Annotated in this window: 13 protein-coding genes; 8 read left to right on the plus strand and 5 right to left on the minus strand. The window is 67.8% G+C overall.

The features are described from left to right. The first annotated feature begins 58 nt into the window (after positions 1-58). Entirely contained in the window at positions 59-1,783 is a 1,725-nt protein-coding gene (locus tag EEB19_RS02510; protein WP_187582818.1) for an alpha/beta-hydrolase family protein, read from the plus strand. Between the two features lie 43 nt (positions 1,784-1,826). Here EEB19_RS02510 and EEB19_RS02515 read toward each other — a convergent pair whose 3' ends face one another. Together EEB19_RS02515 and EEB19_RS02520 are read right to left on the minus strand one after the other, a co-directional pair. Beyond that, complete coding sequence (locus tag EEB19_RS02515; RefSeq protein WP_187582820.1) at positions 1,827-2,273, minus strand: nuclear transport factor 2 family protein; 447 nt, start codon at positions 2,271-2,273, stop codon at positions 1,827-1,829. Beyond that, the gene (locus EEB19_RS02520) at positions 2,270-4,129 is read right to left on the minus strand and encodes an amidohydrolase family protein (protein ID WP_187582822.1); all 1,860 of its coding nucleotides are present in this window, start codon (positions 4,127-4,129) and stop codon (positions 2,270-2,272) included. Before EEB19_RS02520 ends, EEB19_RS02515 begins: the two co-directional genes overlap by 4 nt. Positions 4,130-4,238: 109 nt before the next feature. Here EEB19_RS02520 and EEB19_RS02525 point away from each other — a divergent pair, with 109 nt between their 5' ends. Further along, positions 4,239-5,183: a helix-turn-helix domain-containing protein gene (locus tag EEB19_RS02525; protein WP_187582824.1), complete on the plus strand. Its 945-nt coding sequence runs from the start codon at positions 4,239-4,241 to the stop codon at positions 5,181-5,183. 13 nt (positions 5,184-5,196) lie between these two features. After that, positions 5,197-5,637 carry a cyclopropane-fatty-acyl-phospholipid synthase family protein gene (locus EEB19_RS02530; RefSeq protein ID WP_262365378.1) on the plus strand — a complete coding sequence of 147 codons (441 nt, stop codon included), beginning with the start codon at positions 5,197-5,199 and terminating at the stop codon, positions 5,635-5,637. Positions 5,638-5,661: 24 nt separating this feature from the next. On the opposite strand, the gene EEB19_RS02535 is transcribed toward EEB19_RS02530, so the two are convergent. After that, complete coding sequence (locus EEB19_RS02535) at positions 5,662-6,321, minus strand: PaaI family thioesterase (RefSeq protein ID WP_187582827.1); 660 nt, start codon at positions 6,319-6,321, stop codon at positions 5,662-5,664. Positions 6,322-6,452: 131 nt separating this feature from the next. On the opposite strand from EEB19_RS02535, the gene EEB19_RS02540 reads away from it, so the two are divergent. Then, complete coding sequence (locus tag EEB19_RS02540; protein WP_187582829.1) at positions 6,453-6,926, plus strand: carboxymuconolactone decarboxylase family protein; 474 nt, start codon at positions 6,453-6,455, stop codon at positions 6,924-6,926. Positions 6,927-6,956: 30 nt separating this feature from the next. Next, positions 6,957-7,784, plus strand: coding sequence for a crotonase/enoyl-CoA hydratase family protein (locus EEB19_RS02545; RefSeq protein ID WP_187582831.1), 828 nt, complete (start codon positions 6,957-6,959; stop codon positions 7,782-7,784). A gap of 6 nt (positions 7,785-7,790) precedes the next feature. Here the strand turns inward: EEB19_RS02545 and EEB19_RS02550 are convergent, their stop codons facing one another. Continuing rightward, a complete protein-coding gene (locus EEB19_RS02550; RefSeq protein WP_187582833.1) occupies positions 7,791-8,270 on the minus strand; it encodes a nitroreductase family deazaflavin-dependent oxidoreductase in 480 nt (159 codons plus the stop codon). A 126-nt stretch (positions 8,271-8,396) separates the two neighbouring features. Between EEB19_RS02550 and EEB19_RS02555 the strand changes: the two genes are divergently transcribed. Together EEB19_RS02555 and EEB19_RS02560 are read left to right on the plus strand one after the other, a co-directional pair. Continuing rightward, a complete protein-coding gene (locus EEB19_RS02555; protein WP_187582835.1) occupies positions 8,397-8,834 on the plus strand; it encodes a hypothetical protein in 438 nt (145 codons plus the stop codon). A gap of 55 nt (positions 8,835-8,889) precedes the next feature. Continuing rightward, positions 8,890-9,822: a BadF/BadG/BcrA/BcrD ATPase family protein gene (locus EEB19_RS02560; protein WP_187582837.1), complete on the plus strand. Its 933-nt coding sequence runs from the start codon at positions 8,890-8,892 to the stop codon at positions 9,820-9,822. A 21-nt stretch (positions 9,823-9,843) separates the two neighbouring features. On the opposite strand, the gene htpG is transcribed toward EEB19_RS02560, so the two are convergent. Next, positions 9,844-11,820 (minus strand): molecular chaperone HtpG, encoded by a 1,977-nt coding sequence (htpG, locus tag EEB19_RS02565; RefSeq protein ID WP_187582839.1) that lies wholly within the window; start codon positions 11,818-11,820, stop codon positions 9,844-9,846. A 152-nt stretch (positions 11,821-11,972) separates the two neighbouring features. On the opposite strand from htpG, the gene EEB19_RS02570 reads away from it, so the two are divergent. Further along, entirely contained in the window at positions 11,973-12,728 is a 756-nt protein-coding gene (locus EEB19_RS02570; protein ID WP_187582841.1) for a PIG-L family deacetylase, read from the plus strand. Positions 12,729-12,786: the final 58 nt, after the last annotated feature.

A 12,786-nucleotide genomic window follows, 5' to 3' on the forward strand; every position in this document is an offset into this window, starting at 1 on the left:
TCGATCGGCGGTGGGCGCTGCTATTGTTACTGCGCCCACCGCACAGAGGAGCGCCCGGTTGACGACCGACGACGAGAACTCGACCACTGCCGCCGATCCCGCTCCCGCTGACGACGGCGACGACGCTGAGCACGGGCGTGTGTCCGGGTGGTGGCGCCGGCACCGACGCCGGTACGCCTATGCGGGTCTGGTCGTCGCGGTGGTGTTCCTGTGGTTCTCGCTGACCCCGTCACTCCTGCCCCGAGGAGCGTTCTTCCAGGGCGTCGTCAGCGGCGCATCGGCGGCCGTCGGCTACTGCCTCGGGGTGTTCGGCACCTGGCTCGCACGGTTCATGATCTCGCGCGACGAGCCCTGGCGCCCCGCCGGTCGTCGGGCCTGGATTCTGCTCGGGGCCGCCGCGGCGATCGGGACCGCGGCGATGTTGTTCTGGTTCGCGCAGTGGCAGAACGACATCCGTGGGCTGATGGGTGTCGATCAACTCGGCTGGCCGGCCTATCCCCTCGTCGCCCTGGTGGCGCTGATCGTGTTCGTCCTGCTGATGAGTCTGGGACAGGCCTTCGCCTACGCGGTCCGCTGGTCGGTGCGACAGCTCAACCGCGTCGCCCCGCCGCGGATCTCCGCGGTGATCGGTGCGGGCCTGGTGGTGGCATTGACCGTCTTCGTTCTCAACGGCGTCGTCGCGAAATACTCGATGCAGTGGCTGAACTCGAGTTTCGCCGCCGCGAACGACGAGACGCGCGCCGAGACCTCGCCGCCCGTCTCCGGGCTGCGATCGGGCGGCCCCGGGTCGCTCGTCTCATGGGATTCCCTCGGCCGCGAGGGTCGGGTGTTCATCTCCCGCGGGCCGGATGTCGGCGCCCTGACACAGTTCAACAGCGCTCCGGCCACCGAGCCGATCCGCGTGTACGCGGGGCTCGAATCCGCCGATTCCATCCGGGAGACCGCAGAACTCGCGGCCGACGAGCTGGTCCGTACCGGCGGCCTGCAGCGGGCGATCGTGGTGGTCGGTTCCACGACCGGCAGCGGATGGGTCAACAAGGCGACCGTCGACTCGTTGGAGTACATGTACAACGGCGACATCGCGACCGTGAGCATGCAGTACTCCTACCTACCGAGTTGGCTGTCGTTCCTGGTCGACAAGGAGCGCGCACGGCAAGCGGGCCGCGCACTGTTCGAGGCGGTGTCCGAACGTGTGCAGACGGTGCCCGAGGCGGAACGTCCCAAGCTCGTCGTCTTCGGTGAGAGCCTCGGATCCTTCGCCGGCGAGGCGGCTTTCGGCACCATCCCGGCGCTGGCGGCACGAACCGACGGCGCGCTGTTCAGCGGACCGACGTTCAACAACACGCTGTGGGACGACACCACCCGCAATCGTGATCCGGGTTCGCCGCAGGTCTTGCCGGTGTATGACGACGGATCGCAGGTCCGGTTCATCGCCGACGAGACCGACCTGGATCATCCGGACACCCCCTGGAAGTCCTCCCGGGTGGTCTATCTACAGCACGCCAGCGACCCGATCACCTGGTGGAGTCCTCGGCTCATCCTCAACGAGCCGGACTGGTTGCGCGAACCCCGCGGCCGGGATGTGTTGTCCTCCACACGGTGGATACCGTTCGTGACCTTCTTGCAGGTGTCGGCGGACATGGCGGTCGCGGTCAACGTGCCGGACGGGCACGGGCACGACTACCTGTCCGCGATCCCCTACGCCTGGGCGGCGATGCTGCAACCACCGAACTGGACCGACGCCAAGACCGAGGCCCTGCTACCTCGACTCACCCGCGACTGAGCCGACTGCGATCGGCACCCGCGCCGGATCTGCGGAGCGACGGTCACACGTATCCGGTGGCGTCGAACACCCAACTGGTGTCGGCCGCTGCGAGATCGGCCATCCAGGACGCCGGCGCACTGTTGACGAGTGTCGCCGAATCCCAGTAGTCCTTCCACAAGGTGATCGCGCCGTCCCGCACACGATGCACGGTCACGAAGGGCAGCTCCGCCACCTCGCCGGTCGGCCACTCCCACCTCTCCGAATGCTCATAGATCGCGTCGTCGCCGTCGACGACGAGCAGACCGTCGTGATTGCGGTAGTCCGAGAGCGGTTCGAAGCCGATCTTGATGCGGGCGATGATGTCTGCCGGTCCCCTCGCGGCCAGGGTCGGCCCGTACGGCACGTCGAGGTAGATGCAGTCGTCGGCGAGAAACGGGGCCACCGCATCCCAGTCGCGCCGCGACAAGGCCGCCCAGAGACCACGGACCGTGGCTGCCGTGTCGGTCACCGGGCGTCGGCGAGCGTGGTGGCGGTGAGGGGACGGGCACCGTCGCCGGCGACCGGCGCACCCCGCCGGCCCGCCCTCAGGAACTGCCCGGTGCGGGACGAGCCGACGATGTCGGTGGGTGTGCCCTGATCGACGACCTTGCGGCCGGACACGTACACCGCGGTCACGGTGTCGTCGTTGCGATTGACCATGCGGGACATCCCACCGTAAGCGGGTACCGGCGCTTCGGCGTACTCCTCGAGCGACCCGTCGAGCCGCGCGGGATCCACGATCATCAGGTCGGCCCGGTCCCCCGGACGCAGGTGTCCGGCGTCGATCCCGTACCAGTCCGCCAGTTCACCGGTAAGTCGGTGCACGGCCGTCGCAACGTCCATGAAGGGTTCGCCCGCCTGCTCGGCGGAGTACACGTGCCGTAGCAGGCGCAGACCGAAGTTGTAGAAGGCCATGTTGCGCAGATGGGCACCGGCGTCGGAGAAGCCGAATTGGATGCCGGGCTCGATCGCCATCTGTTTGAGGACCTCCGGGCGGTGATTCGAGATCGTCGTCCGCCACCGCAGGGATGTGCCGTGTTCGAGCACGAGGTCCAGGAACGCATCCACCGGATGCAGTCCGCCGCGGTCGATCCCGACCTGCCCGAATGACCGACCGATCACCGATGCGTCGGGACATTCGACGATCTCGGCATCGAAGAAGTCCCGGTGCCACACGCGCACACCGAACTTCGACTCGTAGTCCTTGCGGAAGCGTCGGCGGTACCCGACGTCGCGGAGGAGCTCGTCCCGGTCGAGCTGCTCCTTCAGATGCAGGGCGGCGGCACCGGAACCGAACTCCTCGAAGATCACGAGGTCGATGCCGTCGGCGTAGACCTCGAACGGCACGGGCAGATGCTGCCACCGGAAGTCCCCGCCGAACCGGTTGACCAGACCGGCGAGTGGTCCCATCAGCCGGATCGCATACGGATTCGCTTTGATGTCGGCCGCCGACAGCAGGCTGGTCTTGAGGTGCGGTCGACCGATACCGAGCGACGTGAAGACCTGTGATCCGACGTTGAGTGGGTTGGTGATGTCGGGTCCCGCCTGCAGGATCCGACCTGATCGGCGCAGCAGCGACTTCAGACGTCGCAGCTCCCGAGGCCTCGCGTAGGTGGACGGCAGTGTCCGCGAGCGGCACGTGTCACCGTCGAGCTTGTCGAACAGCAGCTGCTGCGAGGACATGCCCACGAATCCCGCCTGCAGCGCCAGGCCGAGCCACCGTTCCATCTGCGCCTGTTCAGAAGCCGTGGGCCGCACGTCCTTCCGCGTGGCGCGTTCGAGTCCCATGGCAGCGGTGCGCATGTCGGAGTGGCCGATGAACGCCGCGACGTTGGGACCTAGTGCGCGGTTCTCCAGGGCGTCGACGTAGTCGCGCGCCGACGACCAGGTCTTGTGCTGATCGACGGTGTCGATCACGTGGCGCCGCGGGATCGCCTCGACGCGGCCGAACAGGTCGCCGGCATCGCGCCCGTCGACGTGGATGGTGGACAGCGAGCACGAGCCGACCAGCACCGTGGTGATGCCGTGCCGCAGGGACTCCGCGAGTTCCGGCTGCGCCAGCACCTCGACGTCGTAGTGGGTGTGTATGTCGACCATGCCGGGCATCACCCACTGTCCGTCCGCCTCGACGACGTCCGGACATCCGGTCTCCTCCAGAGGTTCGGCCGAGACGACGGCGACCTCTCCGTCACGGATGCCGATCGTGCGAACCGCCGGGGGTGTACCGCTGCCGTCGAACCACAGACCGTTGCGAATGATTGTGTCGTAGGTCACGAAATCATTAGAGACACGGCCATCGATCGGTGTCAACGACCGGGTAGACATTTTTCGGAATCTGTACACCTGACCCACACGACCGCGCCTCGCCACACTCCGACGAGACAGCGCAAGAACGGTCGGGCGCGCGGCAGGCCGACCGGCGGATACTCGAGACATGGCCGACCCCGGACGTGACCGGATCCGAGAACTCCTCGATGCCGTACTCGACGATGACCACCACACCCTCGACGACATGGCGTCGGGTGCGCACGCATCGCCGTTCCACTTCAGCCGGCAGTTCTCCCGGCATCTCGGGGAAGCGCCGGTCGCCCTTCGGCGGCGCGTCCTCCTCGAGCGGGCGGCCTGGATGCTCCAACGCGGGGAGTCGGTGACCGACACCGCTTTCGAATCCGGCTACGAATCGGTGGAGGGATTCGCCCGCGCCTTCGCCCGGGCGTTCGGACACCCGCCGAGCCACCTGGGGACGCGATCGGAGCGCGGACATTGGTTACCGGCCCCGAACGGAATCCACTTCCACTCTCCGACAGTCCTTTACGTCGACTCCGTCCCAGCTGCCGAGAGTTCGGAGGAGTCCACCGGAGACATCGTGTCGCTCATGGTGCGCCACGACCTCGAGGACGTGTCCGCCTTGTTGGAGGCGGCCAAGGGGATCGGCGCCGAGGAGCTCCGCGCCGTCCGCATGGCCGGGCACAGCCCGCTCGCATGGAACGGCCCCGAGGAGACACTGGAGCAGGTGTACAGGCATCTGGTGCTCGACAAGGTGCCGTGGTTGGCGAGTATCGCCGGCGACGACGAGCCCGATCTCGACGTGACCGGCGACATCGCAGACTTGATCGAGTTACACGGCAACATCGCTCCCCGATGGCTGGCCCTCACCCGCGACATCGACCGTCGCGGAGCGTGGTCCGACCGCATCGTCGATGCGATCTGCGATCCACCTGAATCGTTCGTACTGTCGCAGATCTGGGCACACGTACTGACCTTCTCCGCTCATCGCAGGCAGATCGCCCGCTGGATGCTGGCACAGACGGGGATCATCACCGATGTCGGCGACCCCGACCCGATCATGTGGCACCGCCGCCGGTCCGGGGGATTCTGATGCGGTCGAGGCGGTGAGTCGGCTGTCTCCGCGCCTGGCGGCGGCCGTCGGCGCCCTGCCGCTGCGACCCGGCCACCGCGTCCTCGAGATCGGTTGTGGATCAGGCGCGGCCGCCCGTGCGGTGGCCGGGCTCGTCGGACCGGACGGTCACGTGCTCGGCGTCGACCGATCCGAACGAGCGGTGAGCCGCGCGATCGCGAGCTCCGGTGAACTCATCCGGGTAGGTCTGCTCCGGTTCGCGTGCACACCGGTCGAGGATCTCGTGCTGCCCGACGACACGCCCCCGTTCGACGTGGCCGTCGCGATCCGCGTCGGAGCGTTCGATGGTCGACATCCCGAGGTTCGCGACACGGCCCTCCACCGTGTACGTGCGGCCCTACGCCCCGGTGGCCGGTTCTACATCGACTCGCCGAGCCCCGGGATTGCACTGCAGGAGATCGTGTTCGACACGTGATCACCCACGGCCACCAAGCGGACCTCAGGCGTCGCCGATACCGAACCTGCGATCGGTGTCGAGCCCGCGGGCCCATCGCGGCAGGATGAAGATGCCCTCGGCCTCCGCACAGACACCGTCGGGTGTCGCGATGGTCCCCGAGGCGAAAGACTTGTGCCCCTCGGTGCGATCGAGCCGGCCCTCGACACGGATCGGGCCGAGCTTGGTCCCCTGCCGGTAGCGGATGGACAGCGTCCCCGTCATCCCGGGCGCCCCGGCGTGGACCGCGGCGTTGCCCAGCACCTGATCGAGGATCATCGCGATGACGCCGCCATGGACCAGGCCCGGCGGCCCCTCGTACTGCGGACCCAAGGTGAACTCTGCCCACACATGGTCCGATTCGGCCCGGAAGTCGACCGGTGGCGCGATCGGGTTGCGGATCCCCTCCACCGCGTTTCCCCAGTTGCGTTGTCGTCCATCCGAGTTGAACCTGATGCCGAAGGAGGTGTCGATCCGCCGACGACCCAGCACGGCCGCAGCCGCTTCGATGTGGCGCTGCGCCTCGATCTGTTCGTCGTCGGACACGTCGGTCACGACCGTCGCCGCCACCAGCTCCCGAACACTGTCGGCCAGTCCGCGCGCACGGTCGATCCGGCGGGTCAACTCCTCCGCAGGGATGTCGTCGTCGGTGAAGTATCCACTCACTGCGCACCTCGAATCGTCGGCTCACCGTGGGGTCCGGTCCCACCCGGGCAAACGTATCCCACCCACTCCGCGTCATCGCGTCGGCCCGGAAACGAACGAGAACACGTTCTCGTTCTTGCTATCGTTCCGGTATGGCCCGAATCGGTGGTTTCGCGGACGACGACATCGTGGGCTGGCTCGGCCTGTCCCCCACCCTCGGAGGAGCCCTCGGCTCCTACGCCGATGCGGTGTACACCCAGGGCCGGCTCGACCCCCGCACCCGAGAGCTCGCGCGCATGGTGATCGCCGGTCACAACGAGTGCGCGGTGTGCCGCAACACCCGCGCGGAGGCGACCGGCCTGGACGAGGAGTTCTACCTCCACGTCGACGACTGGGCGACCTGGACGGGCTACGGTCCGGCCGAGCGGGTCGCGGCGGAGTTCGCGCACCGATTCGCCACCGACCACCTCGGACTACGTGAGGACGAGGAGTTCTGGGAGCGGTGTCACGGCGTGCTGTCCGACGAGTTGATCGTCGATCTCGCGCTGTCCTGCGCGCTGTGGCTCGGCCAGGGGCGTGCGCTGCGTGTCCTCGATGTCGGCCAGGCATGCCGCCTCACGGTCTGACTTCCTCTACTGACCGGTAACCTCACCGTCATGAGCGATCAACAGTGGAATGCGTTCGAGGTCTCCGTCGCCGATTTCATCGCCGAGGTGACCCTCACCGGACCGGGCAAGGGCAATGCGATGGGGCCCGATTTCTGGCGCGAGCTCCCCGAGATCTGTGCGCAACTCGACCGCGACGACGACGTCCGCGCCATCGTCCTGATCGGTGCGGGATCGCACTTCTCCTACGGCCTGGACCTCGCCGCCATGGGTGGCGACCTCGCTCCGGTACTCGCCGACGGCGCGAAGGCGCGAGCACGGACCGAGTTCCACGACAACATCCGTCGTCTCCAGGCCGCGATCTCGGCGGTGGCCGACTGCCGCAAGCCCGTGATCGCCGCCGTTTCCGGCTGGTGCATCGGCGGTGGTGTGGACCTGATCAGCGCCGCCGACATCCGCTACGCGAGCAGCGACGCCAAGTTCAGCGTCCGCGAGGTGCGGGTCGCCATGGTCGCCGACGTGGGCAGCTTCGCCCGACTGCCCGCGATCATCGGTGACGGTCATCTGCGCGAACTCGCCCTGACCGGTAAGGACATCGATGCCGCGCACGCTGCCCGCATCGGCCTGGTCAACGACGTCCTCGACGACCGCGAGGCGGCACTGGCAGCCGCACGTGCCACCGCCGCAGAGATCGCGGCCAACCCGCCTCTGGTGGTGCACGGCGTCAAGGCGGTCCTCGATCACACCCGGCGCGCGTCCGTCGAGGACAGCCTGCGGTACGTGGCGGCCTGGAACTCGGCGTTCCTGCCCAGCGACGACCTCACCGAAGCGGTCACCGCGGTCTTCCAGAAGCGGCCCCCCGAGTTCCGCGGCGCCTGAGCGGGTTCAGGAGCGGGTCGCCGGCTCCAGCCGGAACACCGGTATCCGCCGCGGGGTGCGCCGCACGTACAGGTCGAAGTTGGGCCACACGTCGACCATCGTCGCCCAGGCCGTCTCGCGTTCGGCCCCGTCCAGTTCGCGCCACGTCATGGTCGTCGTCGTGCCGCGGTGCCCGACGTCGACGGTGTCGGCCGCCCGGATGTTGAAGACCCACTGCGGCATGTCGCGTCCACCGAAGTAGGAGCCGGCGATCAGCCACGCGCCGTCGTCGGTCGGCACCGCCAGCAGTCGCGTCGACCGGACGACGCCGCTCTTGCGCCCCGGCACGCTCAGCTCGATGTTCGGCAGACCGCCGATGTCGAGCAATCCGTAGCGGTCTCCGGTCAGCTTGTGCATCGCGTTGTCCACGATCACGATCTGCGGGAGGAGCCGCGGCATCCAACTGATCGATCCGATCTTCACCGCCAGCGGTGTGAGGGCACCCATGTCACCAGTGTGACATCGCAGCGCGCGCTAGCACGTTGTCCGGACGCCGGCTCGACTCGATCCACAGGCGACCGAGGCTGTGGATGACACGATCGCGGCAGTGCGATCACGGGCGAAGATCGGTGCATGACCATCGACGACACCGCCATCCCCCACATCGACACCGCCCTGGAGCCGTTCGCCGGCGCCGACGAACTCCGTCAGCGCTGGCGAGCGCTGATGGGACCGCTCGGATTCTCCGAGCCCCTGCTCTGGTTCAGTGTCATCGACACCGACAACCGCTTCGGGCCTCCCCTGCATCAGGTCGAGTTGCCCGCCCGGCCCGACGACGTCCTCTCGGACCTGCTCATGAGCAATCTGGGGCGGACGCTCGGCGAGATCCGCGAGCTGTCGGTCGCGATGCTGCTGACCCGGCCAGGGCGCGACGGCGTCACCGCCGACGACATGACCTGGGCGCAGATGCTGACCCGCGATGCACGACGACACGGGGTGCGTCTGCATCCGATCCATCGCGCCAATGACAGCGAGCTCGTGGCCTTGACGATCGCAGATGCGGCAGCTTGACTCGCATCAGCGGAGGCCTGGACTCGCGGCGGCGGGGCCCGGAACGGGAGGACACATGAGTACTGTCGGTCGCGTTCTCGTCGACGGAGGGCAGACGGGCACCCGGCTGCGGATCGTCGGCGGGACGGGCGCCGGCACGGAGAGTGACCACGAGAGCGTCGCCATCCACACCGACCGGCCGGTGGTACCGCAGATCGCCACGGCGGCAAGCGAACTCATCGAAGCATCCGGCCTGTCGGCAGGCGAGTTGGCCGCCGGCGTGTCCGGTCTCACCCCGGAGGCCACGCGGCCCGAGGACCTGCGTGATGCGGTCGGTGCACTCGGCATTCGGACGGTGGCGCTGGCCCACGACTCGATATCGGCCTATCTGGCTGCCAATCGATTCGAGTTCGGTGCCGTCGTCGCCGTGGGCACCGGCGTGGTGACCCTCGGGGTCGGACGCTCCGGGACCGCCCGGGTGGACGGCTGGGGGCATCTGGTGGGCGACGCCGGCAGCGCCTATTGGATCGGCCGCGCCGGTCTCGACGCTGCGCTGCGCGCCTACGACGGACGCGGCCCGGCGACCGGGCTCGAGCAGTCCGCCGTCGACGAGTTCGGGGCCCTGCCCGAGCTCTACATGGTGTTGCAGGCTGATCCCGATCGGGTGTCCCGGACGGCCGGGTTCGCCCGGACCGTCGACGATCTCGCCCGCGGCGGCGACTCCGTCGCCGTGGCGATCAACGCGCGGGCCGCCACCGAACTGGCCGACTCGGTGCACGCCGCCCTCGTCCGCAGTGGCCACGACGCCGGTTCCGGTGCACGTGTCAGCTGGATGGGCACTGTGCTCACGAACAACGACCAGATCCGTGACCGTTTTGTCGAGCTCGTCACCCACACGCATCCCGGGGTCACCGTCGGCGAGCCGTTCGGCGGGTCGCTCGACGGTGTCGGGCTGCTGCTCGACGTTCCCGCTGATCACCCGCTGTCGGGCGAGGTGCACCGCGCGTGATCGGCGACGGCGCGGTGTGGCTCAGTCCTGCGGCGACAAGGACTCGGTCAGCGTGCCGGCCAGGAGCCGCGCGAATTCGGCCGGGTCGCCGAGCTCGCCGCCTTCGGCGATGACCGCCATCCCGTAGAGCAGCTTCGCCGTCGGGACGAGCGCGGTGTGGTCGTCGGAGGCGCCGTAGGCCGCGTTGAGACCGGCGACCAGCGGGTGATCGGCGTTGAGCTCCAGTGCGCGCTTGGTCTTCGGGAGTTCCTGCCCCGATGCGCGATAGAGCTTCTCCAGCTGCGGGGACATCGAGAACGTGTCGCCGACGAGGCAGGCCGCCGACTCGGTGAGCCGCGACGACAGACGGGCCTCGTTGACGTCGTCGGTCAGGGTCTCGGCCAGCCAACCGAGCAGCCCGGAGAACTCCTCGGCACGCTTCTCCTTGTCCGCCTTGGCCTCGTCGCCCTCGTCGGAATCCTCGGAGTCCAGGTCGTCGAGGTCGACGGCGCCCTTGGCGATCGACGTGAACGATCGACCGTCGAACTCGACTCCGCTGCTGACCCACATCTCGTCGACCGGGTCGGTGAGCAGCAGGACCTCGATGCCCTTGGCACGGAACGCCTCGATGTGCGGCGAGTTCTCGATCTGCTGCCGGGATTCCCCGGTCATGTAGTAGATGGTGTCCTGCCCGCTGCGCATGCGCCCGATGTAGTCGGCGAGGGTGGTCAGGCCATCGTCGGACTCGGTGGAGGCGAACGAGGATGCCTTCAGCAGCGCATCGCGGTTGTCGAGGTCGTTGACCAGGCCCTCCTTCCACACGCGGCCGAAGTTCTCCCAGAACGTCGCGTAGTCGTCGGCACGCGCGCCGCGCATGTCCGACACCGACGAGATGATCCGCTTGGTGAGGCGACGGCGGATGGCACGGATCTGCCGGTCCTGCTGCAGGATCTCGCGCGAGACGTTCAGCGACAGGTCGGCAGCGTCGACGACACCCTTGACGAAGCGCAGGTACTCCGGGAGCAGTTCCTCGCAGTCATCCATGATGAAGACGCGCTTCACGTAGAGCTGGACGCCTGATGTGCGCTCACGCATGAAGAGATCGAAGGGCGCCTGCGAGGGGATGAAGAGCAGCGCCTGGTATTCGAAGGTCCCCTCGGCCTTGACCGTGATGGTCTCGAGGGGTTCGTCCCACGCATGTCCGATGTGGCGGTAGAACTCGTGGTACTCCTCGGTGGTCACCTCGTCGGAAGACTTGGCCCACAACGCCTTCCGCGAGTTGATGACCTCGCTGACGATCTCGGTCCGGGGCTCGTCGCCGTCGGTGTCGTCGGAGTCCTCGCCCGAGGAGGCCACCGGCTTCTCGACGTCCATCCGAATGGGCCAGGCGATGAAGTCGGAGTACCGCTTGACCAGCTGCCGCAGCTTCGTCGGATCGGTGTAGTCGTACAGGTGATCGTCGGTGTCGACGGGCTTGAGGGCCAGGGTCACCGACGTCCCCTGAGGTGCGTCGTCGACGTCGTCGATCGTGTAGGTGCCGTCGCCGGTCGACTCCCATCGCGTACCGGTCGGCTCGCCGGCGCGGCGCGTCACCAGCGTGACCCGATCGGCGACCATGAACGTCGAGTAGAAACCGATGCCGAACTGCCCGATCAACTCCTCCGACGCGGCCGAGTCCTTGACCTCCGCGAGTTTGCGGCGGAGTTCGGCGGTGCCCGAGCGGGCCAGCGTGCCGATCAGCCCGATGACGTCGTCACGCGACATGCCGATGCCGTTGTCGCGCACGGTCAGGGTCCGTGCCTCGGTGTCCGCGTCGAGTTCGATGTGGAGATCGGTGGTGTCGACCGTCAGGTCCTTGTCCTGCAGCGACTCCAGCCGGATCTTGTCCAGTGCATCCGATGCGTTGGAGATCAATTCCCGCAGGAAACTGTCCTTGTTCGAGTACACCGAGTGCACCATGAGATCCAGCAACTGCCGGGTCTCCGCCTGGAACTCGCGAACCTCTGTCTGACCACTCATTTCTGACCTCCGACTGCGTGTCACTGCCGGAGCCGGATATTACCGATCGGCTGATTGGCTACTCTGAAGTGGGTCGTTCCGGTGCCCGTGTACGTCGCGAGTTCCATCGGGCGTCCGGCATCCGGCCGACGCCGCCACAGGAAGGCAGGTGAATGCCCCCTCCCCGTCTGCTGTTCGTGCATGCGCACCCCGACGACGAATCACTGTGGACAGGCGGGATCATCGCCCGTCACACCGCACACGGCGGCGACGCCGACCTCATCATGTGCACGTGGGCGGAGGGCACCATCCGGCACGCCGAGCTGGTGGACGCCGCCCGTGCCCTGGGTCTGCCCCGGCCGCCGATCATGCTCGGTTACGCCGACGACCGGGTTCCCGAATCCGCACCGGAGGCACAACGATTCTGCACGGTCCCGTTCGACGATCAGGTGCGGCGCGTCGTGTCGCACATCCGTGAGTTCCGCCCCGACGCCATCGTCACCTACGACCCGATCGGCATCTACGGCCATCCCGATCACATCCACGCGCATCGGCTCGCCGCCGTCGCCGCCGACGCGGCCGCCAGTCCGCGGCTGTACCGCTCCGAGGGCGACGCGTGGCAGACCCGATCGCTGTATTTCGTGACGATCGCCGAATGGATGGTCGAGGACGTGCAGGGCGACCTGTTTGCCAGCACACCCCGCGACTACCTGCCCGGCACCGCCGAGTCGATGATCGATCTGACGCTCGACGTCGCGGAATGGCGCGACCGCAAGGCCGCGGGGATCTCCTCGCACCGCACCGAGCTCAAGCGCAGCCGGACCATGCAGGCACTCATGTCGCTGCCGCCCGACCGACGAGGACGACTCCTCGGTACGGAGAACTTCCTACGCCGCGATCTGGTGCCCGGCGGAGTCGACATCGTCTGAGGTCCACTCGCGGACTGTCGGGCCCGATCGGCGAGAAACCGGGCACGGTCGGCGAGAT

The organism is Gordonia sp. OPL2 (assembly GCF_003797825.1).
In the GTDB taxonomy this organism is placed as follows: domain Bacteria; phylum Actinomycetota; class Actinomycetes; order Mycobacteriales; family Mycobacteriaceae; genus Gordonia.